Below are 23,120 nucleotides of genomic sequence, written 5' to 3' on the forward strand. Positions count from 1 at the left end.
TTGGTTTGTGGTTGCTTGTCTATGTACGCCAGTTTAATTGGACATATTTTATAAAGTTGTTTATTTTTCCTCCCAGAAGTTTGTATTCTTGTGCTTTATTTTCAAAATCTGAATTTAATTCAGGATAAAGTCTGGATAGTTTTGATAAATGACAAACTGTTTCATCACAGCTGCCTTGTGAATAAACCAAAAAGCGAATAAATTCACCTTTATAAATTTTTCTTCCATAGCCTTCTACAATATTTGTAACAATAGAATCCGAAGAGCGTCTTAGCTGGCTTCCTAATTCATAAGTTTCATATTTTGGCAATTTAAAAGAAAGCCGATGGGTTTCAATAAATAATTCAAACGAAATGTTATAAATATCAAGTTTCGTATAACTCATATGTGTTTTTATATTAGAACAATAAACTAATAACCATTAACCAGCAACTCTTATCCAAAGAAAAGATATGCTAGAATGATAGAAGTAATAATCCCCACCAAATCCGCCAGAAGCATGGCAATTACCGTGTATCTTGTATTCTTTACGGCTACGGCTCCAAAATAAACAGCAATGACATAAAAAGTCGTGTCTGAGCTTCCCTGAAGAACAGCCGCTAATTTTCCCTGAAAACTGTCTGCCCCGAAAGTTGTCATGGTATCAACCATCATTCCTCTTGCTCCTGATCCGGACAAAGGTTTGATTAAAGCGGTTGGAAGTCCGTCTACAAATCTCGAATCTAAATTTGCAGAATAGGCAACCCATTTCATTCCGTCGATAATCACGTCAAATACTCCGGAAGTTCTTAATAGCGAAATAGCGATCAGCATTCCGACCAAATAAGGAATAATCTTTACACATGTTGTAAAACCTTCTTTGGCGCCTTCAATGAAAGCATCAAAAACATTAATTTTTTTATAAACAGCACCAAGAACAATGGCTAAAAATATAAAAAGAATCAATCCGTTGCTTAATACTTTGCTGAAATCATCCAGTTCATCCTTGCTTAATTGAGTGAGGTACAAAACCAACAACGCGATTATGGCAGAAATTCCGCCAACGTAGGCAAGAACTACAGGTTTTAAAAGGTTGATTTTCTGATATAAAGAAACCACAATCATCGCGGCTAAAGTTGCCGCAAATGTAGCGATCATGCACGGAAGAAAAATATCGGTAGGCGTTTTTGATCCCATCGAAGCGCGAATTGCAATGATGGAAACCGGAATTAGAGTCATACCTCCTGCATGAAGACAGAGGAACATGATCTGCGAATTGCTTGCCGTATCTTTATTTGGATTCAGGGTCTGAAGACTTTCCATTGCTTTTAATCCAAAAGGTGTTGCTGCATTATCCAAACCGAGAAGATTGGCACTGAAATTCATCAGCATATGTCCGAAAGCGGGGTGGTTTTTAGGAATGTCGGGGAATAATTTTGAGAAAAAAGGCTGAATTAACCGGCTTAAAAGATTGATTCCTCCGGCTTTTTCCGCAATACTCATGAAGCCCATGAATAGAGTCATAATTCCTATAAGTCCGAGACAGATTTTCACTGCCGTTTCAGAAGTTCCGATTACCCCATCCGATTCCTGAACACGGTACACTTTTACATCCTGCTTTAAAGAATCTGTTTTATAATGAATTCTGCTGTCCGCAAAATCAGTCTTTTTCATGAGGCTGTCCTGCACAAGAGGAGAGAGTGTATTCATTTTCTGAGTGGCAATCTGTACGGTATCGCCGCCCTTTCCTACAACCATATCATTGAAAATAGTTTTGTAGTTGCCTGATGAAACGTATTTTATACCTGCAATGGCAATGGCAATGATAATGAATGCCGACCAAATTCTGCTGAGAACCATTTGAATAAATTAAAAATTTTAGAAAAGATAATAAATTATAAGTAAAACTTGAAAAAACTTTTATTTCTTTGAACCATTAAGATTCAATAAGAAATTAAGAATATTAAGGAAAGCCTAAAAATCAGAATGATTTATCTTAATTAAACTTAAAACCTTAATTCTCCTTAATGGTTAAATTTATTTTTCATCCAGATAAACCAGAAATCCCTCAAAATCATCGTCCAGATTTTTCAGAACTTTAGCATCTTTCATTTTCTTTTCTAAGCCTTCAATGAAAAAACTTTTCTCGAAAAACTGGCGGTGAACTCCAGGAAGCAATTCTTTAAAGTAATTCATCCCGAATTTGTTGTTGTGAAGATCCATTTTGGTTTCCAGAGGCTTGTTCGGGAATAATTCTTCGTGCATATCGGTGATTCTTTTACAGAATTTCAGCGCTTTCTGAGGTGAGGAGACTTTGGAGCAGTACATCGCAATGAAACAGCACCACAATGCGTGTCTGAATGCATTTCCCACACCATTGGTAGATGCAGTTTTAGGGAATTTTTTCTGGGCAATGGTGTATGCCTGAACGGTGGCATGAAAACTGAGCAATGAGAAAACAGGATGGGGAAGAACTAGCGTTAAAAGACGGATAATCTTTTTAAAGCTCATACTTCGGATGGTACTGAAAAATATCTTGAAAGTTCTCATGAATAAAAAATCTCTCCCTAATTAGAGAGAGATTGTGTTATTTTGTTACAAATTATTATGCTTTTACAGCTAATAAATTTACTGTTTTGGCAACAGTATCTCGGATTTCTGTTCTTTTAACGATAAAATCTACAAAACCTTTTTCCTGAAGGAATTCTGAAGTCTGGAAACCTTCCGGTAAATCTCTTCCGATGGTTTCACGGATAACTCTAGGCCCTGCGAAACCGATTAAAGCTCCCGGTTCAGCCATGATGATATCTGCTGTCATGGCGAAAGAAGCTGTAATTCCGCCAAAAGTAGGATCACAAAGGTAAGCGATGTATAAAAGTCCCGCTTCTGAAAGCTGAGCCAGTTTAGCCTGTACCTTAGCCAACTGCATCAAAGAATACGTTGCTTCCTGCATTCTCGCGCCACCGGATTGGCAGATAATCATATAAGGAAGTTTTTTCTCGATACAGTAATCGATCGCTCTTCTGATTTTTTCTCCCATTACGGAACCTAAAGAACCGCCGATGAAAGCAAAATCCATACAGGAAACAACCATTTCAGTACCTTTTACGGTTCCTACTGCATTTCTGATGGAATCGGTAAGTTTGGTTTTAGCTTTTACTTCCTTCAGACGGTCTGTGTAAGATTTAGTATCTTTAAAGTTCAGAATGTCAATACTTTCAACATTGGCATCCAGTTCCGTGAATTTGCCTTCATCGAAAAGGATCTCAAAAAACTCTGCACTTCCTATTCTTACATGGAAACCGTCTTCCGGAGAAACATAGTTATTTCTCTTCAATTCGTCATGCTCCACCACTTTTCCTGATGGAGTCTGATGCCAAAGACCTTTGGGAACGTCTTTTTTCTCATCAGTAGATGTCGTAATATTTTGTGCTTTTCTTTTAAACCACTCGAATGCCATATTGTTTATATAATTGATGAAAAATAAACGATAAATGATGAAAAAACTGTTTAATGGAAATCAATTATCAATCATCATTTATCATTAATGATTTTTATTTTAGCGTATTTACGTTATTTAAATCTTCAAATGCCTGAACCAGTCTCTTAGAGAAAGTTTCCTCACCTTTTCTTACCCAAACTCTTGGATCATAGAATTTTTTGTTCGGTTTTTCTTCTCCATCCGGATTTCCGATCTGAGTTCTTAAATAATCGATATTGTTTACCATATAATCTCTGATTCCTTCTGTGTATGCGAACTGAAGGTCAGTATCAATATTCATTTTAATTACCCCGTAATCAATCGCTTCTCTGATTTCCTCCAAAGTAGATCCGGAACCTCCGTGGAATACGAAATTAATCGGCTTTTCAGCAGTTCCGAATTTCTCCTGAACATATTTCTGAGAATTATCAAGGATTTTTGGCGTAAGAACCACGTTTCCTGGCTTATAAACACCGTGTACGTTTCCGAAAGCTGCTGCAATCGTAAAGTTACCAGAAACAGCTTTTAACTTTTCATAAGTGTAAGCGATATCTTCCGGTTGCGTATATAATTTAGAATTGTCTACATCCGAATTGTCTACACCGTCTTCTTCACCTCCTGTAACTCCGATTTCCACTTCTAAAGTCATCTGAAGTTTAGCCATTCTTTCAAAATACTTTGCTGAAATTTCTAAGTTTTCTTCCAGAGATTCCTCAGAAAGATCCAGCATATGAGAAGAATACAGCGATTTTCCTGTCTGCTTGTAGAATTCTTCGTTAGCATCCATCAACCCGTCGATCCAAGGCAATAATTTTTTTGCAGCATGGTCTGTGTGAAGGATTACCGTTGCTCCGTATGCTTCTGCAAGGGTATGGATATGTTTTGCTCCGGCTACAGCTCCTAAAATAGCTGCTTTCTGTCCGTCGTTGCTTAACCCTTTTCCTGCGTTGTAAGCAGCTCCTCCGTTAGAGAACTGAATGATAACAGGTGAGTTTAGTTTTGCTGCAGTTTCCAAAACCGCGTTTACGTTGCTGGAACCAATTACGTTTACTGCTGGTAATGCAAATTTGTTTTCTTTAGCATGCTGAAAAATATCAGTAACTAATTGACCTGTGGCAACTCCTGCCGGGAAAATTCTGCTCATGTTTTGCTTTTTAATATAAATTATTAGGGTGTTTTTAAATTCCTGTAAAGGTAATAATTTTTAAAATATTCTTAATTTCTTTTATCTCTTCCCCAAAGTAGCTTCTGGCGGATGGTTTCGTAGAAACTTAAGTTATTCGGCTGAACGAGTAATATCTGAAAATCCGCTTTTTTAATCACAATTTCCTGATCTGTTTCGATATGAATCAACCGCGAGTCCAGAGAAAGAGAATATTGTGACACGCGGCTTTCAACTCCGAATTTAATTTCCACGCTGTCATTCACAACCAAAGGTCTTACATTAAGATTATGCGGTGCAATAGGAGTGATAACGAAGTTCTCGTTGTTTGGGGAAATAATCGGTCCTCCGCAGCTCAACGAATACGCCGTAGAACCTGTAGGAGTGGAAACAATAACACCGTCTCCCCAGAAAACATTCAGAAACTCATTGTTAATATAAGAATCTACCGTAATCATGGAAGTGGTTTCTTTTCGGGAAACCGTAACGTCATTTAAAGCATACGGGAAAAAATCTTCCAGAACAGGTGAAACAACCTGAATTACAGAGCGGCGGCTTGTTTTTACATCGCCTTTCAGAATAGAATCCAGCTCCTTAAATGCTTCTTCTTTGGTAAAACTTGCCAGAAATCCTAATCTTCCGGTATTTACCCCGACGATCGGGATTTCAAGATCTTCAATGAAAGTGAGGGAGTTTACAATCGTTCCGTCCCCGCCAAAAGTGAAGAAAAGATCTACTTCTTTTTCCAGAAGGTCTTTTTTATTATTAAATGTTTCGAAAATCTTTGAAAACTGAAGCGCTTCAGCCATCTCATCGTACAGAACAGATTTTACACCTCTGCTTTCCAGCTCGGAAATAAATTTGCTTAAATATAAAAAAGTATCAAGATCTTTTTTCTGAGAATAAATGGCTGCCTTCATTAGTTTTTATATTTCTATGAATTTCTGGAAAAACCCGAATCTGTCCTGCAATAAGTCTGATTTTTCATCAGAATAGTACTTCTGTACAATGCGGTAATCATATCGGTCGAATGTTTCATCAATAGAACTCAGATTTTCATTGCTGATCTTTATCGTCACCTGAATCACTTCATCCGACATGAAACTGATAAACGCACCGTAAAATTTGGAATTATTGCTTTCCACAATATTGGCAATCTCCGTCATCGAATATTTTCTTGCCGACGTTTCAACCGTAAGAATGGCTCCCGATTCGGAAAACAGCGGATATTTTGAAAAATCCTGAAAAATATCCTCACAGCTAATGTATCCCAGATATTTCTCGGAATTATTAATAACAGGAATCACGTTGGAATTGAAGGTATAGAATATTCTGATGCTGTCCATAATATTGTTGTCCTCCAGAATGGCAAAACGCTCGATCTGATGTTCGAGGTTTTTCAGCATCCCTTCCTCTTCATACAGGAAATCCTGTGCAATTGCACCGTAAAAATGATGGGATTTTTTGATGAAAATATGAGAATATCCAAATGCTTCTAACATTTCCCTGGCTGATTCTATCGAGTCAGAAAGGCTGAAACACGGGAAGTCTTTTGAGATATAATCCTTGATAAACATTGTGCTAATTTATAAAAAATTAAACGAAACTTTTCTTCAAAATGATACTTTTTTTCAGGAAAATAAAAAAAAATAATTTTAAAATTTGTTGGTGTAAAAAAAAAGAGTACCTTTGTCGCCTTTCATTTTTACTTTTTATTAGATTTATTTCAAACTGCACTGTCTCTTAGACATATGCAGTTTTTTTATTTTAAAGCCTTTGCAAATTCCCACATCACAATTCCTCCGCAAACACTTACATTTAAAGAATGTTTGGTTCCCAACTGAGGAATTTCAAGAAAAGAATCAATATTCGGCAACGCTTCATCGCTTATTCCTTCCACTTCATTTCCTAAAATCACCGCGTATTTTTTTGTTTGATCGATGGTGAAATCTGTGATCATTTGGCTGTTCGTCGTCTGCTCGATTCCCAAGACTTCAAATCCCTGAGATTTTAAATCATTAATGGCTGTATTAATATCATTTTCATGACTCCAGTCTACGCTTTCCGTAGCTCCCAAAGCAGCTTTATGGATTTCGCGGTGTGGCGGCTGCGGCGTGATTCCGCAAAGGATAATCTTCTGAACCAAAAACGCATCTGCCGTCCTGAACGTTGCACCCACATTGTGCATGCTTCTGATGTTGTCTAAAACTACTACCAAAGGAATTTTCTCAACCGATTTAAAGGTTTCCACATCAATTCTGTTGAGTTCTTCCAGTTTTAATTTCTGTACCAATTTTATTTTTTTGTCAAAATTAGGTATAAATATTTACGATTTTCAGATAAAAACGGATTTTGTTATTTTTTAGTACCCATGATCTGATGAACGTTTTTCTCAATATTCTGGGCAATGGTTTCCATCGGAATATCGTTTTCGTCATTATTAAAAGGATCTTCAATTTCTTCGGCAATCAGCTCAAGGCTCATCAGAACATAATAAATGAATACCGTAAGCGGAATAATGTAATTTCCGATATTGATAACGTAAGCAATCGGCAGTGCAAAAACATACAGAATGATAAACTTTTTAATGAACGATGAATAAGAATAGGGAATCGGTGTATTTTTAATTCTCTCGCAACCGCCGCAAACATCCAGAAAACCCGAAAGCTGGGTGTCGAGATACAGCATTTCAATATCTGAGATTTTTCCTTCTTTCTTTAACTGATTTAATTTGTGGCTCATCAGAATGATAATTTCACTCGGACCGTGATTTTTCAGCTCTTTCTCGATTTCAGAATAATCTTCATCCAAAGCCAGTCGGGTAGATTCTTTAGATAAATGTTTTGCCAGAAAATGCGGAAAAAATTTTAAGTATCTTGCAATTTGCTCAGCATTCTGTCTGTCGTCGCCCAAAATAGTATTGACTTTTATGGCAAAATTCCGGGTGTCATTCACCAGCTTTCCCCACAGTTTTCTGCCTTCCCACCATCGGTCATAAGCTGTGTTTGTTCTGAAAACCAACAACAAAGAAAGCACAAAGCCCAATAGAGAATGAATTAAACCCACATTGCTGATTCCCGATTTTGAATTAAGACGGAAATGTTCAATTTCAAGGTATTCTACACCCCACGAATACAATCCGACGAGGATCATGCTTGGAAATAATATTTTTAAAGTATCGCTTTTATGTAAGCTGAAAAGGATTTTCAGGAAATGTTTGGTATTGTAAACTCTCATAGATTTCGTTCGTCTTACAAAGATAAAATTTTAGTTTTATCCCGACTTTACTAAAAAATTTAAAACATATGAATTGTGATTTTAAAGATGTGATTTAGAGAATATAATTAATTTTTAACGCGACGTTCGCAAAGATTTATTTTAATTTTTTATGTATATTTTTTGATCGCCAAGGCACTGTGTTCAGCAAATGACAGCAAAAGTAACTAGTTGAAAAAAAAGGCGTTGAAAAAGGGATAAGAGATATCTTTAATTGTAAAAACATTGAGTTTAGCAAGTTATAGCAATCATCCTTAGCTGAGTGAAACGCCTTAGCGAACGGAAGAATATTTTCAGCATTTAAAAAGAATCTTTGCGAACGTCGCGTTAAAAACGAATTCTGCCAATTCTATATCGAATAAAATTTAATTTTGTAAAAAATCCTTGTGACATTATATTATCTTTAAAATTTCACCAAATTTCAAAAAAACACTATTTTTATTTCGCATTAAAAATACCACACAAAATGATTCTCGAAAGTGTAGATGTTGTTAACGATATCAGTAAAGAAGATTTCCAGAAAAATTATTTCAAAAAGCATAAACCGCTTCTGATTAAAAATTTTGCAAGCCGGTGGGATGCCTTCGACAAATGGAATTTTGATTTTATCCGTGAAAAAGCAGGTGAACAGGAAGTTCCTTTGTACGACAACAAACCTGCCGACGCGAATAAAAGCAGCGACGCTCCGGTTACCAGAATGAAAATGAAGGATTATATTGATACGATAAAAAGTAAACCCTCCGATCTCAGGATTTTCTTTTATATCATTACAGACCGGCTTCCGGAACTGCTGAAAAACTTTACGTATCCGGATTTGGGAATGAAATTTTTCAAACGTCTTCCGACCTTGTTCTTCGGGGGAAGTGAAGCGCACGTTCTGATGCATTATGATGTGGACTTGGGGGATTTTCTGCACATTCATTTTGAAGGAAAGAAAAGAATTCTGTTATTCGATAAGAAACAGTCTGCATTTTTATATAAAGTTCCGTTGTCGGTTCATACCATTTATGATATAGATTACGAAAATCCGGACTACGAAAAATTTCCCGCCCTGAAACATGCCAAAGGTTTTGAAATTTTCATGGAACATGGCGATGCGCTTTTTATTCCGGGAGCTTTCTGGCATTTTAATCGATATTTAGAACCCGGGTTTTCAATGTCGCTTCGTGCATTACCCAATAAACCGAATGTTTTCGCGAATATGCTGTATCATGTTTTTATCATGCGATATACCGATAAAATTATGCGAAAAATTTTTAAAGCAAAGTGGGTGAATTACAAACAGAAGTGGGCATATAAGAAAAGTTCGGAAGCTTTGGCTAAACATTCTTAATGATAAAAGAAATTTCTTTTTTTAAGTTGTAAGTTTCAGACTTTACTTCTACTATTTTATTTCATACTTTTACGACCCAAATTTAAGAACGATTGTAATGGCAAAGGCAGCGAAGAAAGAAACCCCGTTAATGACGCAGTACAATACCATCAAGGCGAAATATCCTGATGCACTTTTGCTATTCAGAGTAGGGGATTTTTATGAAACTTTCGGGCAGGATGCCGTGAGAACATCACAGATTTTAGGGATCGTTTTAACGAAAAGAGCCAACGGAGAAGGTCATATCGAACTGGCAGGATTTCCGCACCATTCGGTAGATTCTTATTTGCCAAAACTGGTGAGAGCGGGAATGAGAGTTGCGATCTGCGACCAGTTGGAAGATCCGAAAATGGTGAAGGGAATCGTAAAAAGGGGAGTCACGGAACTGGTAACACCGGGAGTTACGTTTAATGATCAGGTCCTAAATTCAAAAAAGAACAATTTTCTTCTTTCTCTTCATAAAGAAAAGGAAAAATTCGGGATTGCTTTGGTGGATATTTCTACGGGAGAATTTCTGGTGAGTGAAGGAAATCTGGAAAAACTGCTTCATATCGTCAATACATTTGATCCGAGTGAGATTATTTACCAGCGAAGTGTTCAGATTCCGGAACAGATTAAAAATAAAAACGCTTTCAAACTTGAAGACTGGGCGTATCAGTATAATTTCGCTTACGAAAAACTGACGAATCACTTTAAAACCAATTCGTTAAAAGGTTTTGGAGTGGAAAATCAGCCATTGGCAATTACCGCAGCAGGAGCGATTTTCGCTTATTTGGTGGAAGATACCCATCATAATTTGCTGTCTCACATCACCAAAATTCAGATCATTCCGCAGGAAGACTTTCTAATGATGGATAATTTTACACTGAGAAACCTTGAAATTGTGTATCCAAGCAATCCGCAGGGGAAATCATTACTAGATATTATCGATAAAACTTCGACTCCGATGGGAGGAAGATTATTGAGGAGAAGAATTATCCTGCCGTTAAAATCGGTGGATGAAATCAACAGAAGATTGTCTTTAATTGATTTTTTAAATGAAAATGACCATCTTAAATATGAAATTTCACAATTATTAAAATCAATTTCTGATCTGGATCGACTGATGGGAAAACTGGCGGCGGAAAAAATTTCACCGAAAGAACTAGGATATCTTCGCCAGAGTTTAATTAATATTCATAAAATCAAAGCGTTGCTTCATCCTCATGCCGATATTTTGGCTTGGCTGGATCCTTTGTATGATCAGGATGAATTGATAAAATGCCTTCAGAACCATCTGAATGATGAGCTTCCGGTGAATTTATCTAAAGGAAACGTCATTAAAGAAGGAATTTCCGAAGAACTGGATCGTTTAAGAGGATTACAATCCAAAGGTCGCGGTTTTCTGGATGAAATGTGTCAGAGAGAAATCGAAAGAACAGGAATTTCGAGTCTGAAAATTGATTTCAACAATGTTTTCGGCTATTATATTGAAGTTCGAAACACCCATAAAGATAAAGTTCCAGGCGATTGGCTGAGAAAACAGACGCTGGTAAATGCAGAACGCTACATCACAGAAGAACTGAAAGAGTATGAAAATCAGATTCTTGGAGCCGAAGAAAAAATCGGCGTTTTAGAAAACGAACTGTACAGAAATGTATGTTCCGAAACGATGGTTCACATTGATCAGATTCAGGAAAACTCTAAAATTATTGCACAGTTGGATGTTGCCGTTGGTTTGTCCGAACTGGCTGTCTCTGAGAGTTATACCAAACCTGTTTTAAATGAAAGTTTTGCCATCGATCTGAAAGAAGCAAGACACCCGATCATAGAAAATGCACTTCCTTTAGGCGAAAAATACATTCCGAATGATATTTTCCTAGATAAAGATTCTCAGCAGATCATCATGGTAACCGGACCGAACATGGCGGGTAAGTCGGCAATTCTTCGTCAGACTGCAATTGTTTGTTTATTGGCTCAGATCGGAAGTTTTGTTCCGGCAAAACATGCTGAAATCGGGGTTTTGGATAAAATTTTTACAAGAGTTGGCGCAACGGATAATATTTCTGCGGGTGAATCAACTTTCATGGTGGAAATGAACGAGGCAGCGAATATTCTGAATAATATTTCCGAGAGAAGTTTAATTTTACTGGACGAAATCGGGCGCGGAACTTCTACCTATGACGGAGTTTCCATTGCATGGGCGATTGCGGAATATCTTCACCAACATCCGACTCAGGCAAAAACACTGTTTGCAACGCATTATCACGAACTGAATGAAATGACCGTAAGTTTCGAGCGCGTGAAAAATTTCCACGTTTCCATTCAGGAGAATAAAGGAAATATCATCTTTTTAAGAAAGCTGGTTCCGGGAGGAAGCGAACACAGTTTCGGTATTCATGTGGCAAAACTGGCGGGAATGCCTTCCAAAGTCGTGAACAGAGCCAATGAAATTCTGAAAACGCTGGAAGCAAGCCGTTCCCAAAGCGGAGGTTCTTCTGAAAAGATCAAGCGCGTTACGGAAGAAAATATCCAACTTTCTTTCTTTCAGTTAGACGATCCGGTTCTGGAAAGCATCAAAGAAGAATTAACGAAAATCGACATCAATACATTAACGCCAATTGAAGCGTTGATGAAACTGAATGCGATTAAGAAAATGATTGGAGGATAGTTTTCTGTTATTTCTGATTAAAAGAAATTGTTAAAGGAATTCGAAATCTGTAACGAACTTTTTCTCCGTTAAGTTCAGCAGGAGTCCATTTATCTTTAATTTTTAAAAGAGCTCTTTCAGCTTCTCTGTTAAAGCTCTCATTGTCTCCGTATGCCTTTACTTCTGTCACAAAACCTTCTTTATCAATTAAAAAAGTAATTGAACAGGATTCTGTTTCAGCATTACTGTGTACTTTTCGCATTCTGAAGTTTTTAGCGATTTTATTTCTCAATACTGTCACCCCAAGAGGAAATGTTGCCGGCTTTTCTGCATCAATCGTCGCCCTACCATTTTTTTCAGTAATTAAAAGTTCGTTAAGCTGAGTTGTTTGGATGGGCTGTTCTTGAGAAAAGATAAGCACAGGAAAAAATACAGCTAAAAATGGAATTATTTTCATCATTAAAGTTTTTGCAAAAATAAATTTTAATTGCAAACGAAATTTAAAATTTCTTCAAAGTAAGCGGAAAAGTATAAAGAAATCTTACCGGTTCCCCTTTGATTGTTGCGGGTTTCCATTTTACAAAAAGTCTTCTTACAGCAATTTCTGCGGCTTTGGAGTGTTTAGGATCGTCTCCTAATGCAGTTACATATCTTACATAGCCTGTTTTTTCGACAATAAAATAAACCCGGGTATTTATTTTTTTAGATTTTACATCAATAACATCCATTTTCTCTGAAAATTCCCTTTTGAACGTTTCCATTCCGCCGGGAAATTCCGCCGGATTATCTGCTTTGGTGTAGACATCATCAAGCTTCATTTTCGTCCTTAGAACAGCGTAATCCGGAAGTTCTTTTACTGAATTATACTGCTTGGTTTGTGCAGATAATGAGAAACTTAACCATAAGCCTAAAAAAATAATCAGCTTTTTCATATAATTGTGTTATGAGAAATGATATTTTAAAGCATCAAAAATAAAGCCGAATGAAAATTAATTTTTTAATAATAATCAGTGGAAATCATTAGGTTGATGTAGTGTAATGATCCATCTTATCAGTAAAATCAATAAAGCAAGAAGAGCCATCACGATAAACCCTGAAAAAAATCTCAGAAAATGAGTTTTGTTATCGTTATCAATCTGCTTTATTTTTAATTTTGTAAGGGTTATAAAACCTACATAATACATAAAAAGGACTACAAGTGGAAGAAAAAGGATTGGCATTTAGGGTTACATTTAATTATACATATTTTCTGGCTACCGTTTTTATATTTCTGACGGAAGTTTTAATCGCCACCAAACTCAAAGATATTTTCTTTGTGAGAGCGTATCTCGGAGATGTGATTGTTGTGATGCTGATCTATACTTTCATCAAAACATTTTTCAGAATTGAAGATAATAAAAAATTGATTCTCAGTATCCTGATTTTTTCTTTTCTGGTAGAAGTTGCCCAATATTTCAATATTGCTGAAAAATTAGGCTTCCGGAAAGGAAGCCTGATGTATATCGTAATCGGAAATTCGTTTTCGTGGATTGATATTCTGTGCTACTTCGTTGGATGCTTATTGCTTTTTGTTTTTGTTAAATTTCAGAAAAATCCTCAAACAACACATTAAACTACCTTCCGAAACTGTCGTATTTATCTTCAGCGTATTTGATGAAGCGGTTCAGTAAAGCTACATTTTCCTTTTCAAGAGGAGAAAGCTCGCGGTCTACGTTATTGGAAACCGGAATGTACCAGTCGGTCTGCTCAAAGAAATTTCGGTACGTTTGCTTCTTAAAAGCATAGCCGTGTCTCGCGAAAACTGCGTTTTTAATGATTTCCATATCCAGTTTTCTGAGGTTTTTAAGATCTTTTTCCGATAATTTCTGCTTGGATGCATTGATTTTAAAAACAGCATCTGAAGCAATTCTGTTTCTGGATTCGGTGTAGGTTTCAGTCTTTCCGGTTTCTTCGTCGGTGTATTTTTCTACGAAATCTTTCGGATTTTCCCAGTCGATGAGGTCGTTATTTTCATTCAGCATGAAATTCGGGTTGTATACAAACTCTTTTTTCACAAGCTTTAAAGTTTTATTCGGAGCTTTTACCGCCGATTTATTAAAGGCATTCCAGCTTCCGGTAAGACTGTCGTTGTTCAATTTTACCTCGAATCTTCCGTCGGTCTTATCATTTCCGGGTTCATCCAGAATAAAGGATTTTGAAGTTTCGTTAAAAACTCCTCTGAATGGTCTTTGATTTCCATCAACAATACTTTGTCCGTACACACTGTCTTTGGTAATCCGGTTGATTTTCAGGGCAATTTTTTTATAAATTTCACCTTCATACGCTTCTCCGATCTCCGGCTGAATCATTTCTTTTCCCGCAAAATCGCCCATATAAATTCCGTAATATTCTTTGTAAACTTCGGGAACAACTACAGAATCCTTCTTTGCCGTAAGACTGTCTTTTGAAGGATCTGTTGTTTTTACATCCTTTTTACAGGCGGTTAAACCTATTGTTAATAAGGAGATTAACGATAATTTTAAAATTTTCATATGTGTTTTTTTGCAATTAAATATTCAATTAATAAGATATTCGGAATCCAGCCCAACCATGCTATGATCTGATAAACATCCATCGGATTCGGGTGGAATAAATATACAATAATTACCTTCCACATTCTTAATGCTACTGCGGAAAGTGTCAGCGCAAAACTACGCCACATCCATTGTTTATGCTCTTTAAATTTTTTCTGTCGGGCAAACTGATAGGCTTTAAAAGTTGAAAACCACCACAAACAGCCGAGAATTACAAAGGAAACCTTCGATAAAATTCCGCCATTGGCAAAAACACCCATGTAAATTCCAGACGGAGCCGCGAAAAGCAAGATCATAAAAATGTAGATCTTTCCGGTGTTTTTGTGGAAATTTTTTATGCCTAAATCTTTTCTGAGAATCGCTAAAAATCCACTCAGCAAAACAAAAATACTTGTGTAGACGTGAGTGTAGAAAAAATAAAGATATTCCGGTCTGTTGGTAACTTCCGTCTGTTTGATCATTAAAAAACTCACACCAGAGCGCAACGGAATATATTCTAACGTAATTTTCAGCATCAGCCAAAAGAAATATCCAAATCCAATAACTAAAAGGATTTTAAAGGTGTTCGAAATATTTTTTTTGACGGAAAGCATTTTTTGTTTTTAAACACTAATATCACAAATTTCTCACAATTGATCACAATAATTTGTGTAATTAGTGAAAAAAGATTCGTGCAATTCGTTTTTATCTAAACACTAATGTCACCAATTTCTCACAAATGTCCACAAATAATTTGTGTAATTAGTGAAAAGAAGATTCGTGTAATTTGTGTTTTAAGTTAAACACCAATGTTACCAATTTCTCACAAATGATCATAAATAATCTGTGTTATTAGTGAAAAAAAGATTCGTGCAATTTGTGTTTTTATCTAAACACTAATGTCACCAATTTCTCACAAATGGTCACAAATAATTTGTGTAATTAGTGAAAAAAAGATTCGTGTAATTTGTGTTTAAATTATTATTTCAGATTCAAATCCTGCGCAATCAGCCACGCTTCACTCCAACAAGCCTGAAAATTAAATCCGCCAGTAACGGCATCAATATTTAAGACTTCTCCGGCAACGTAAAAGGTAGGCAAAATTTTCGAAGACAGGTTTTTAAAATTAATTTCCTTTAAATCAACGCCTCCTGCCGTTACAAATTCATCTTTAAACGTCGATTTTCCGGTGACATTAAATTTCTTTTTGCATAGATTTTCAAGAATAGTCTGCATTTCTTTTCCTGAAATCTGGGCAACCTGTTTATTCAGATCCACTTTTGAAACCTCCAGAATTCTCTGCCAGAAACGATTGGTGATATCAAAAATCTTTGATTGTCCGATGGTTTTCTTTGGATTCGATTGTTTGAAGTTTAGAAACAATTCTTCCGCATCATCAATATCTTTTGAGATAAAATTTACCTCAATTTCAAAATTGTATTTTACTTTCGCCAGATTGATCGCTTCCCAAGCTGAAATTTTCAGAATTGCAGGTCCCGAAAGTCCCCAATGCGTAATCAGTAAAGGTCCGCTTTCTTCGGTTTTCAGTTTCGGAATGGAAGTTTCCGCCATTTCAAAGCTTGTTCCGGCTAAATCTTTCAGCAAATCATCTTTAATATTAAAAGTAAAAAGCGAGGGAACCAGATCAATAATTTTATGACCTAAATTTTCGATCATTTTCAGAGATTTTGGCGAGCTTCCGGTTGTATAAATGATAAAATCAGCTTCAAAATCACCTAAACTGGTCTTAACGATATATTTTTCACCCGATTTTTCAATTTCTTTTACAGAACATTTGGTTTTCACTTCAACATTTTTCTGCTGAATTTCATGTAGAAAAGTATTGATGATCGTCTGCGAAGAATTGCTTTCCGGGAAAACACGGTTATCATTTTCTATTTTTAACGGAACATTTCTCTGCTCAAACCAATCCATCGTGTCTCCCGGCTGAAATTTGGTGAAAACACTCAACAATTCCTTGTTTCCGCGGGGATAAAACTGTACTAGTTCTCTGGGATCAAAACAGGCATGAGTCACATTACAGCGTCCTCCTCCCGAAATTTTTACTTTCTGAAGAACATCTGAATTCTGCTCGAGAATGGTAATTTTATATTTTGTTTCGTCCAGATTCGATGCTGCGAAAAATCCTGCCGCGCCACCTCCGATAATGATAATTTGTTTCATAATTCTTTCAATCTTATGCTCAAGATTACTTTTGCAAAACTACAATTTTTATAAACCATCTTATTTGAGTAATTTTGAGGAATATAATTTTTCATTTTTACAGTGAAATTATTGACTGCCAAAAATGGTTTTTGTGATAAAAAATCATACAATTTATATTTTAAAACAAAAAGTAAATGAAATTCTACCATACATTTGAAGTTCGCTGGAGCGATCTTGATGCCAACAAACATCTGGCAAATTCATCTTACGTACAGTATTGTGCGCAAACCAGAATGGCTTTTATGAAGCAGGAAAAAATGGGCGTTACCCAAATGAGCCGATGGGGAATCGGTCCAGTAATCATGCACGAAAGATTTTCTTTCTTCAAAGAAATATTTGCAGACCAGACTGTGATTGTAAGTCTTGAAATTGACGGCTGTGCAGAAGACTGTTCTATTTACCGTTTTGTACATAAATTTTACACAACCGACGGAGAACATTGTGCCACTGCAGAAGCAACCGGAGTCTGGATCGATATGATGCTGAGAAAAATGACAACGCCGCCCGATGATGTGGTGGAAGCTATGAACAAATATAAATCTCCGGAGACCGTAGTTTTAACGAGAGAAGATTTCAAAAAACTTCCTTTCCGTCCGGAAAATGTTGATCCTGCAGTATTTGCTGTTTAAGATGTAAGGTTTTGAGTTTATTGTTTTAAAATTACTCATTACCCATTATTTATTACTTATAATTAAAAATATGTTTGAAGATAAAGATCCAGAATTAACGCCAATTTCCAAACTGGGAGAATTTGGTTTAATTAAACATTTAACGGAGCATTTTCCTCTATCCAACGAATCTTCGGAGCTTGGAGTGGGAGATGATGCGGCAGTGATTAATCCCGGAAATAAGAAAGTGGTTCTTACAACAGATGTTTTGGCGGAGGGTGTTCATTTCAATCTGGGATATGTGCCTTTGAAACACTTAGGCTATAAAGCGGTTGTTGTAAATCTCAGCGATATTGCAGCGATGAATGCAACGCCAACTCAGATTTTGGTTTCTCTTGCCGTTTCCAATCGTTTTCCGGTGGAAGCTCTGGAAGAAATCTATTCCGGAATTCAGACTGCTTGCGCAAGATATAAAGTTGACTTAATTGGCGGAGATACAACGAGTTCCAATGCCGGTTTGGTAATGAGTATTACGGCAATCGGAATGGAGAATGATGAACATATTGTGAAAAGAAGTACGGCAAAACCAAACGATCTTTTGGTGGTAACCGGAGATTTAGGAGGCGCTTATATGGGACTTCAGATTTTGGAAAGGGAACACGCTGTTTTCTTAGCCGATCCTAATATGCAGCCGGAAATGGAAGGCTACGATTATATTCTGGAAAGACAGTTGAAGCCTGAAGCAAGAACCGATGTAAAAGGGATTTTAGAACAACTGGATATCAAGCCAACTTCTATGATTGATGTTTCTGACGGTCTGGCTTCTGAAATTCTTCACCTTTCAGATCAGTCGAAAGTAGGATTCAGATTGTATGAAGAAAAAATTCCGATGGATAATTTAACGATTACAACAGCGGATGAATTCAATTTAAATCCTGTGATGGCTGCTTTAAGCGGAGGGGAGGATTATGAATTATTATTCACGATTTCGCCAAATGATTTTGATAAAATTAAAAACCATCCGGATTTTACCATCATCGGTCATGCCGTTGAAAAAGAAGACGGAAATTTTATGGTGGCGAGAGGTTCTAATCAACTGGTTGCTTTAACAGCGCAGGGTTGGGACGCTTTTCTGGGAAATCAGCAAGGATAGATAATTTACTGTTTAGATATTAAAAAACCACTGCAATAGCGGTGGTTTTTTAGTAATTAATCTTTCTTAATGTCTGCTTTTACATTCTGGTAGGATTTGTCTACCGCATCTGCACCTTTTTTAGCCGTTTTTTTGGTCCATTTTGCTGCATTTTTAACACCTTTTTTGGTTGCATCATAACCTTTTTCTGCGGTTTTGCCGGTCCATTCTGCGCCGTCTTTAACAGCGGTTCCTACTTTTTTGGCATCTTTTTTTACCTCCTGCTTTACAGAATTTGTTTTTTGTGCAGATACTCCTATTCCCAATAAAAGAATCAATGCTGCTGAATATAATCTCTTTTTCATTTATAAAAATGTTTTTTTTGATTTTCAACAAAAATCAGACCAATAATGTATAAAAATGTCAGGATAATTTTGTGTCAGTGGATCATAGAAGCATTATATGCAAAAAATTTGTAGTGTGAAGGAAATTAAAATATTGTGAGACTACTGCTTTTATAGTGGTTTTTTTGTTTAATTTGCAACAGTCAAATGATTTACAAATGAGATCCTTTATTGATGAGAAAAATTATTTTTTATCTAAAATTTTAGATGAATCAATCCTTTTCAACTATACAACCTCCTGGATTTTTTATGATCGGAATGAAGATCTGCATATTGATGATTATTTTGAAAAAGACAAAAAGATTTATTCGTTTCTATGGGCATATTCAGAGGATAATATTCTGTCTAAAATAGATGAATGGAAAAGAGCTTTCAGAAGAGACGAAATAGAATTTCCGAAGGGAATGAAACAATATCAGAAAGATTATTATTTAAATTCCGGAAGAAAAGTGTATTTGGATGTCGTAGAGTCTGATATTAATTCTACAGAAAAAAGGTTTAAGAATTTTGCAGCTTTTAATAACGCAAAACATTTAGCCCAAATCATAGTTGATCATACGGTAATTTTTGATGATTTAGATTTAACATTCCTTGAGGATGAAAAAGAGGATAAATTTAAAAAATATTTAAGTCTTCTGGGTTCGGAATTCATTCATGCTATTGTTTTAAACGGCTATCATCATGCGGGAGAATTAATAAAAATTTTTGTTCATAAAAAGAACAATATAATTTTAAAAAATGCAGGCAGTATTCCCTGGAATATTTTTGAAAATACTTATGTTGAAAGAAATTTTAATTGGTAAATGAATGTAGAGAGAATCTTTCAAGATTTGGGGCATGTGATGAAAGATTTGTAAAATATGTTATAAAAAATCCAGAGGATAAATTTAAGAAAGGAGATTTGTAGGATAAAAAATCCGACTCAATATTATCAAGCCGGATTAGTTATATAAATTAGAATTTTTTAAGCCTTCGCAATATTCAAGATCACTTCCATCGCTTTCTCCATGCTTTCTAGAGCCACATATTCATACGGTCCGTGGAAATTGATTCCTCCCGCAAAAATATTCGGACAAGGAAGTCCCATGTAAGATAACTGCGCTCCGTCGGTTCCTCCGCGGATTGCTTTAATCTTTGGTTCGATTCCTGCTTCCTTCATCGCTGCTGCGGCAAGATCTACGATGTGCATTTTTCCTTCAAACTGCTGCTTCATGTTTCTGTACTGCTCTTTAATTTCGATTTCGGCAGTTCCTTCGCCGTGTTTCTTATTAAACTCAGCTACTTTTTCTTCCATGAATTTCTTTCTTGCCTCAAATTTATCAGCATCATGATCACGGATGATGTATTGCAATTTAGCCTCAGAAATATCTGCATTTAAGTCCATTAAATGATAAAAACCCTCAAAACCTTTAGTCGTTGCAGGGGTTTCATTGGCAGGAAGCATTTGTGCAAATTCAGAAGCCAGTAAAGCGGCGTTAATCATTTTTCCGTACGCATAACCCGGATGAACGCTCAATCCGTGGATTTTTACCACTGCTCCAGCCGCGTTGAAGTTTTCATATTCCAGTTCGCCAACTTCTCCGCCGTCTATCGTGTAGGCAAATTCAGCCCCGAATTTTGCCACATCAAACTTATGTGCTCCTCTTCCGATTTCTTCATCAGGCGTAAATCCAACCGCGATTCTTCCGTGCTTGATTTCCGGATGAGCCATTAAATATTCCGCAGCCGTTACAATTTCTGCACAACCTGCTTTATCATCGGCTCCAAGAAGGGTATTTCCGTCTGTGGTAATTAAGGTCTGACCGATATATTTTTTTAAACTTTCAAATTTTGATGGCGATAAAGTAAATCCTGTTGCCCGATTCAAAACCAGATCTCCTCCGTCATAATTTTCCCAAACCTGCGGTTTTACATTCTCTCCGCTGAAATCCGGTGAAGTATCGTAATGCGAAATAAATCCGATGGTCGGTTTGTCATTATTCTCAAGATTAGAAGGAACGTATCCCATGATATAACCATTTTCATCGATCGATACATTTTCAAGACCTATCGTTTTCAGTTCTTCCGTGATGTAGTTGGCGATATTCCACTGTCTTTCTGTAGAAGGAGTGGTTTCGCTTTCTGCGTCGCTGGTTGAATAGATTTTTACGTAATTAAGAAAACGGTTCAGTAGCTTTTCTTTCCACAAAGGGCTGAATTCTATTGCGCTCATTATATTGGTATAAATTTCCTGTAAAGTTAGCAAATTTGATGCTCAGAATAATTTATTTGTGACCGAATAGAAGCTGTTGAGATTATTAATATGATATAAAATGCTGAAAATCAAAATAATGATTGCTTTGTTTTAATCTTAGATAAACTTGTTTAGTTTTATTATATTTGAGAAAACCTAAACGTTAAAAATGTTTCTTACAGAATGTCCGCGTGATGCAATGCAGGGGTGGGGAGAATTCATCCCGACTGATAAAAAAATAGATTACATCAATTCTCTTATGGATGTGGGTTTTGATGTTCTGGACTGTCTGAGTTTTGTTTCTCCGAAAGCAATTCCGCAAATGGCAGATTCTGATGAGGTGGCGGAAAACATCGATAAATCCCGATCCAATACCAAAGTTTCTGCGATTGTTGCCAATTACAGAGGAGCTGAAAAAGCATTAAAACATCAGTCGGTAGACATTATCGGCTTTCCGTTTTCCATTTCCGAAACTTTTCAGCATAGAAATACGAATAAAAATCAGGAAGAAGCTTTTCAGGAAATTATCAAAATACTGGAACTGGTAAAAAATGAAAACAGACAGTTAAACATTTATTTTTCAATGGCTTTTGGAAATCCTTACGGCGAAATGTGGAAGTGGGAAGAGGTAGATTTCTGGGCTCAGCGATTTTCTGAAATTGGCGTTAAAGAGATCTTACTTTCTGATACAACGGGAGTGGCAACGCCGGAAACCATTTCTCTTTTGTTCGGAAAAATTCCTTCAAAATATCCTGAAATTAATTTTGGAGCACATTTCCATAACCGTTATGAAGATTCTTATGCTAAACTGAAAGCCGCTTACGATCAGGGATGTACGAGATTCGACAGTGCCATTAAAGGAATCGGAGGCTGTCCGATGGCGAAAGATGATCTGGTGGGAAATATGCCGACCGAACAGGTGGTCAACTTTATGAGCGTAGAAAAAGCAGACCATAAACTCAATCTGCTGAACTTCGAAAGTTCTTATAACAAAGCGAAAGATATTTTTCATTTTTGAGACAAGTTTTCTTTTATTATTAATTAGTATGACTTCAAAAATTACATATATTGGAGATTTGAGATGTTCAGCAGAGCATTTACAATCCGGAACTCTTATTGAAAGCGATGCGCCGACAGATAATCACGGAAAAGGTGAAAAATTTTCTCCCACAGATTTGTGTGCAACTTCTCTGGCAGAATGTGCACTTACAACCATTGCGATTTTAGGCAAAGAAAAAAAGATTAACATTGATGGTGCTTATTGTAATCTTCAAAAGATTATGAAAGGCGAACCAAGAAGAATCGGCGAAATTGTTTGCAATTTTGTGTTTCCGAATTCTTATTCCGACAAAGAAAAAGCTTTTATAGAAGAAACAGCGCATAATTGTCCGGTTGCGAAAAGCCTTCATCCGGATTTGGTACAGACAATGATTTTCATTTATCAATAAAATAATACATCGTAGAAATTTTCTGCGGTTTTATTTTTGTTGAAAACTTCTACAATATTAATTTAAACCAAGCAAAAAATGTCACCAATCATCTCACCTTCAGAACTTAAAAATCTTCCAACAGAAAATCTTATCATTCTTGATGCAAGAGTGGGAAAAGACGTTTATCAAAGTTATCTGAATAAGCATATTAAAGGAGCGAGATTCATCGATCTGGATAAAGACCTTGCTGAAATCGGGGAGAATGCTGCTTTTGGAGGAAGACATCCGCTTCCGGAAATTAAAAAATTTGCAGAAACAATTTCAAATCTTGGAATTTCAGAAAATAACCATCTTGTTATTTACGATGATAAAAACGGATCAAACGCTTCTGCAAGAGCTTGGTGGATGCTGAAAGCTTTCGGTTTTGAAAACGTTCAGGTTTTGGATGGCGGTTTTCAGAATGCAGAAAAAGAAGGTGTTGAATTTTCTTCCGGTGAAGAATCTTTCGAAAAAGCTGAATTGATCCAGAAAGAAAACTGGACTCTTCCTGGATCAAGCGCAAAAGTTGGGGGGGGGAATGTTAAGTAGCTTTATCTTTGTATAATGCTAAGCGATCAAGAACTTCTTAAATTGTTA

The 23,120-nt window shown here is 36.3% G+C and carries 25 protein-coding genes; 9 read left to right on the forward strand and 16 right to left on the reverse strand.

The features are described 5' to 3' along the window. Positions 1-19: 19 nt before the first annotated feature. The 9 genes from H6W53_RS20695 to H6W53_RS20735 form a co-directional block, all read right to left on the reverse strand. Positions 20-385, reverse strand: a complete 366-nt coding sequence (locus H6W53_RS20695; protein ID WP_116099264.1) for a four helix bundle protein — start codon at positions 383-385, stop codon at positions 20-22. Positions 386-435: 50 nt separating this feature from the next. Beyond that, positions 436-1,839: a nucleoside recognition domain-containing protein gene (locus H6W53_RS20700; RefSeq protein WP_185209443.1), complete on the reverse strand. Its 1,404-nt coding sequence runs from the start codon at positions 1,837-1,839 to the stop codon at positions 436-438. A 177-nt stretch (positions 1,840-2,016) separates the two neighbouring features. Then, positions 2,017-2,529: a DUF6973 domain-containing protein gene (locus H6W53_RS20705; protein ID WP_087711959.1), complete on the reverse strand. Its 513-nt coding sequence runs from the start codon at positions 2,527-2,529 to the stop codon at positions 2,017-2,019. Between the two features lie 55 nt (positions 2,530-2,584). Then, positions 2,585-3,439 (reverse strand): acetyl-CoA carboxylase, carboxyltransferase subunit beta, encoded by an 855-nt coding sequence (gene accD, locus H6W53_RS20710; protein WP_108410373.1) that lies wholly within the window; start codon positions 3,437-3,439, stop codon positions 2,585-2,587. A 94-nt stretch (positions 3,440-3,533) separates the two neighbouring features. Then, the gene (fbaA, locus tag H6W53_RS20715) at positions 3,534-4,604 is read right to left on the reverse strand and encodes a class II fructose-bisphosphate aldolase (protein ID WP_185209445.1); all 1,071 of its coding nucleotides are present in this window, start codon (positions 4,602-4,604) and stop codon (positions 3,534-3,536) included. 71 nt (positions 4,605-4,675) lie between these two features. Next, positions 4,676-5,542: an NAD kinase gene (locus H6W53_RS20720; RefSeq protein ID WP_087711954.1), complete on the reverse strand. Its 867-nt coding sequence runs from the start codon at positions 5,540-5,542 to the stop codon at positions 4,676-4,678. A gap of 6 nt (positions 5,543-5,548) precedes the next feature. Next, positions 5,549-6,124: a CBS domain-containing protein gene (locus tag H6W53_RS20725; RefSeq protein WP_228457850.1), complete on the reverse strand. Its 576-nt coding sequence runs from the start codon at positions 6,122-6,124 to the stop codon at positions 5,549-5,551. A gap of 260 nt (positions 6,125-6,384) precedes the next feature. Beyond that, the gene (locus H6W53_RS20730; RefSeq protein WP_185209449.1) at positions 6,385-6,915 is read right to left on the reverse strand and encodes an RNA methyltransferase; all 531 of its coding nucleotides are present in this window, start codon (positions 6,913-6,915) and stop codon (positions 6,385-6,387) included. Between the two features lie 62 nt (positions 6,916-6,977). Beyond that, positions 6,978-7,859 (reverse strand): bestrophin family protein, encoded by an 882-nt coding sequence (locus H6W53_RS20735; protein ID WP_087711950.1) that lies wholly within the window; start codon positions 7,857-7,859, stop codon positions 6,978-6,980. Between the two features lie 505 nt (positions 7,860-8,364). Between H6W53_RS20735 and H6W53_RS20740 the strand changes: the two genes are divergently transcribed. Further along, positions 8,365-9,231 (forward strand): cupin-like domain-containing protein, encoded by an 867-nt coding sequence (locus H6W53_RS20740; RefSeq protein WP_185209451.1) that lies wholly within the window; start codon positions 8,365-8,367, stop codon positions 9,229-9,231. Between the two features lie 97 nt (positions 9,232-9,328). Continuing rightward, on the forward strand, positions 9,329-11,920 hold the full coding sequence (gene mutS, locus H6W53_RS20745; RefSeq protein ID WP_185209453.1) for a DNA mismatch repair protein MutS: 2,592 nt from the start codon (positions 9,329-9,331) through the stop codon (positions 11,918-11,920). Between the two features lie 7 nt (positions 11,921-11,927). Here mutS and H6W53_RS20750 read toward each other — a convergent pair whose 3' ends face one another. Together H6W53_RS20750 and H6W53_RS20755 are read right to left on the reverse strand one after the other, a co-directional pair. After that, entirely contained in the window at positions 11,928-12,359 is a 432-nt protein-coding gene (locus tag H6W53_RS20750) for an energy transducer TonB (RefSeq protein WP_185209455.1), read from the reverse strand. A gap of 40 nt (positions 12,360-12,399) precedes the next feature. Beyond that, positions 12,400-12,831 carry an energy transducer TonB gene (locus H6W53_RS20755; RefSeq protein WP_185209457.1) on the reverse strand — a complete coding sequence of 144 codons (432 nt, stop codon included), beginning with the start codon at positions 12,829-12,831 and terminating at the stop codon, positions 12,400-12,402. A gap of 266 nt (positions 12,832-13,097) precedes the next feature. Here H6W53_RS20755 and H6W53_RS20760 point away from each other — a divergent pair, with 266 nt between their 5' ends. Beyond that, positions 13,098-13,511, forward strand: coding sequence for a DUF2809 domain-containing protein (locus tag H6W53_RS20760; RefSeq protein WP_317169764.1), 414 nt, complete (start codon positions 13,098-13,100; stop codon positions 13,509-13,511). A gap of 1 nt (position 13,512) precedes the next feature. Here H6W53_RS20760 and H6W53_RS20765 read toward each other — a convergent pair whose 3' ends face one another. The 3 genes from H6W53_RS20765 to H6W53_RS20775 form a co-directional block, all read right to left on the reverse strand. Continuing rightward, a complete protein-coding gene (locus H6W53_RS20765) occupies positions 13,513-14,430 on the reverse strand; it encodes a YARHG domain-containing protein (protein ID WP_185209459.1) in 918 nt (305 codons plus the stop codon). Further along, positions 14,427-15,065 (reverse strand): DUF2306 domain-containing protein, encoded by a 639-nt coding sequence (locus tag H6W53_RS20770; protein WP_185209461.1) that lies wholly within the window; start codon positions 15,063-15,065, stop codon positions 14,427-14,429. The genes H6W53_RS20765 and H6W53_RS20770 overlap by 4 nt, the downstream gene beginning before the upstream one ends. Positions 15,066-15,432: 367 nt before the next feature. Then, positions 15,433-16,635 (reverse strand): NAD(P)/FAD-dependent oxidoreductase, encoded by a 1,203-nt coding sequence (locus tag H6W53_RS20775; protein WP_185209464.1) that lies wholly within the window; start codon positions 16,633-16,635, stop codon positions 15,433-15,435. Between the two features lie 176 nt (positions 16,636-16,811). On the opposite strand from H6W53_RS20775, the gene H6W53_RS20780 reads away from it, so the two are divergent. Together H6W53_RS20780 and thiL are read left to right on the forward strand one after the other, a co-directional pair. Continuing rightward, entirely contained in the window at positions 16,812-17,306 is a 495-nt protein-coding gene (locus H6W53_RS20780) for an acyl-CoA thioesterase (RefSeq protein WP_185209466.1), read from the forward strand. Positions 17,307-17,376: 70 nt separating this feature from the next. Continuing rightward, entirely contained in the window at positions 17,377-18,438 is a 1,062-nt protein-coding gene (gene thiL, locus H6W53_RS20785) for a thiamine-phosphate kinase (protein ID WP_116099052.1), read from the forward strand. Positions 18,439-18,494: 56 nt separating this feature from the next. Here the strand turns inward: thiL and H6W53_RS20790 are convergent, their stop codons facing one another. Then, a complete protein-coding gene (locus H6W53_RS20790) occupies positions 18,495-18,782 on the reverse strand; it encodes a hypothetical protein (protein ID WP_185209468.1) in 288 nt (95 codons plus the stop codon). A gap of 197 nt (positions 18,783-18,979) precedes the next feature. Between H6W53_RS20790 and H6W53_RS20795 the strand changes: the two genes are divergently transcribed. Then, positions 18,980-19,624: a hypothetical protein gene (locus H6W53_RS20795; RefSeq protein ID WP_185209470.1), complete on the forward strand. Its 645-nt coding sequence runs from the start codon at positions 18,980-18,982 to the stop codon at positions 19,622-19,624. 161 nt (positions 19,625-19,785) lie between these two features. Here H6W53_RS20795 and pepT read toward each other — a convergent pair whose 3' ends face one another. Next, entirely contained in the window at positions 19,786-21,033 is a 1,248-nt protein-coding gene (gene pepT, locus H6W53_RS20800) for a peptidase T (RefSeq protein WP_185209472.1), read from the reverse strand. A gap of 190 nt (positions 21,034-21,223) precedes the next feature. Between pepT and H6W53_RS20805 the strand changes: the two genes are divergently transcribed. The 3 genes from H6W53_RS20805 (at position 21,224) to H6W53_RS20815 (ending at position 23,072) form a co-directional block, all read left to right on the forward strand. Further along, positions 21,224-22,072 (forward strand): hydroxymethylglutaryl-CoA lyase, encoded by an 849-nt coding sequence (locus tag H6W53_RS20805; protein ID WP_185209474.1) that lies wholly within the window; start codon positions 21,224-21,226, stop codon positions 22,070-22,072. 28 nt (positions 22,073-22,100) lie between these two features. Continuing rightward, complete coding sequence (locus tag H6W53_RS20810; RefSeq protein ID WP_076394022.1) at positions 22,101-22,502, forward strand: OsmC family protein; 402 nt, start codon at positions 22,101-22,103, stop codon at positions 22,500-22,502. A gap of 78 nt (positions 22,503-22,580) precedes the next feature. Next, positions 22,581-23,072 (forward strand): sulfurtransferase, encoded by a 492-nt coding sequence (locus tag H6W53_RS20815; RefSeq protein ID WP_185209476.1) that lies wholly within the window; start codon positions 22,581-22,583, stop codon positions 23,070-23,072. Positions 23,073-23,120 lie beyond the last annotated feature (48 nt).

The sequence above is a fragment of the Chryseobacterium sp. C3 genome (assembly GCF_014218905.1).
Classification (GTDB): domain Bacteria; phylum Bacteroidota; class Bacteroidia; order Flavobacteriales; family Weeksellaceae; genus Chryseobacterium; species Chryseobacterium mucoviscidosis.